The 1,616-nt window shown below is 66.6% G+C and carries 2 protein-coding genes; both read left to right on the top strand.

Annotation, left to right across the window (positions count from 1 at the left end):
• A partial coding sequence (locus WBV89_RS14215; RefSeq protein WP_423982012.1) for an ABC transporter permease occupies positions 1-1,219 on the top strand: 1,219 nt, incomplete at its 5' end.
• The coding region (locus WBV89_RS14210) for an ABC transporter permease subunit (protein WP_423982011.1) at positions 1,209-1,616 on the top strand (408 nt) is incomplete at its 3' end. The genes WBV89_RS14215 and WBV89_RS14210, both read left to right, overlap by 11 nt.

The following is a 1,616-nucleotide window of genomic DNA, read 5'->3' as shown; positions in this document are numbered from 1 at the left end:
CAGCGGGAGAACGATGACGACCACCGACGCGGTGCAGGAAGACGCTGACGCGCCAGACAGCCCGTCGGAGAACGGTGTCGGTGGCTCGTTTGCGTTCGCCGCGGTCAAGCCATTGGTCGGCCTGGTCGTGCCGGTGTGCGCCGTGCTCGCCGCACTCGCGGTCGGGTCGGTCATGCTCCTCGCCCTCGGCACCAACCCGCTGCAGGGATACGCCGCCCTCTTCGACGGCGCGTTCGGCGGCTGGGATGCACTCGCCGACACGGCGATCAAGGCAATGCCCCTCCTCCTCGTCGGGGTCGGGATCTGCATCGCGTTCCGAGCCGGGGTGATCAACATCGGTGGCGAGGGTCAGATCATCGTGGGGGCGATCCTCGCGACGACTGTGGCGCTCCTGATCCCGAGTACCCCGCGCATCATCCTCGTCCCGCTCGTGCTGATCGCCGGCGCCGTGGGTGGCGGAATCTGGGGGGCGATCCCCGGCGCCCTCAAGGCCTACGCGGGCGTCAGCGAGATCCTCGCGACGATCATGATGAACATCATCGCCGCCCAGTTCCTCAGCTTCCTGTTGCAGGACCTGCTGATCGAAGAGGGCGCGATCAAGATCCAACAGACCGAGCGACTCGACGCGAACTCCCATCTGCCACTGCTGCCCGGCGGCACCCGGCTGCACCTCGGTGTGCTGATCGCGATCCTGGTCGCGATCCTCGGGTATCTGCTCCTGTTCCGGACGTCGCTCGGCATGCGACTGCGCTCGGTCGGGCACAACCCCGACGCATCGAAGTACGCCGGGATGGCGGTGAATCGCAGCATCGTCCAGGCGATGGCGTTCAGCGGGGCATGCGCGGGCGTCGCCGGCGCGATCCTCGTGTTCGGCAGCGAGTCACACCGCCTGATCGGCGAGGGCGGCGCATCGGCGTTCACGCAGAGCGCCGGATTCAACGGAATCGTCGCTGCTCTGTTCGGGGCGCTCCATCCGCTCTGGACGATCCCGGCCTCGTTCTTCTTCGGCGGGATGCTGACCGGAGGGATCCAACTCCAACAGGAACTCCAGGTTCCCGCCGCGTTGATCGTCGCGCTGAACGGGGTGATCGTGATCTTCGTCGTCGGCAGCCTCAAGCTCCGAACCCGTGTGAACGCGTGGGTCCAACGCAACGAAGGCATCCCTGTGCAGCCGCACAAGGAACTGGTCGACGGAGGGGTGATGTCCGGTGTGGAGTGACTTCTTCACGGTCTCGGTGCTCGTCGCCACGCTCGCCTCGGGCATCCGCCTCGCGACGCCGTTCCTGTTCGCCGCTCTCGGCGAAGCGATCGGCCAGCGCAGCGGCGTGCTCAACCTCGGCGTCGACGGGGTCATGTTGATCGGCGCGTTCGCCGCCTACTTCACGAAGTTGAAGACCGACAGCACGATGCTCGCGGTGCTGGTCGCGCTCGGAGCCGGGCTGGTGATGGGACTGCTGTACGCGTTCATCACCGTCGTGATGCAGGCCGCGCAGGGCATCAGCGGAATCGGGATCTACCTGTTCGGTCTCGGGTTCACCGACCTGCTCTTCCAGAAGCAGGTGGGGACCCCTCAGCCGATCCCGAAGCTCGCGAAGGTCGAGATCCCGCTGCTGTCC

Origin of the sequence: Ilumatobacter sp. (assembly GCF_049588435.1) — a bacterium.
In the GTDB taxonomy this organism is placed as follows: domain Bacteria; phylum Actinomycetota; class Acidimicrobiia; order Acidimicrobiales; family Ilumatobacteraceae; genus Ilumatobacter_A.
Note: the sequence above shows the minus strand (reverse complement) of the source record. Positions and strands in the feature narration are given on the sequence as shown.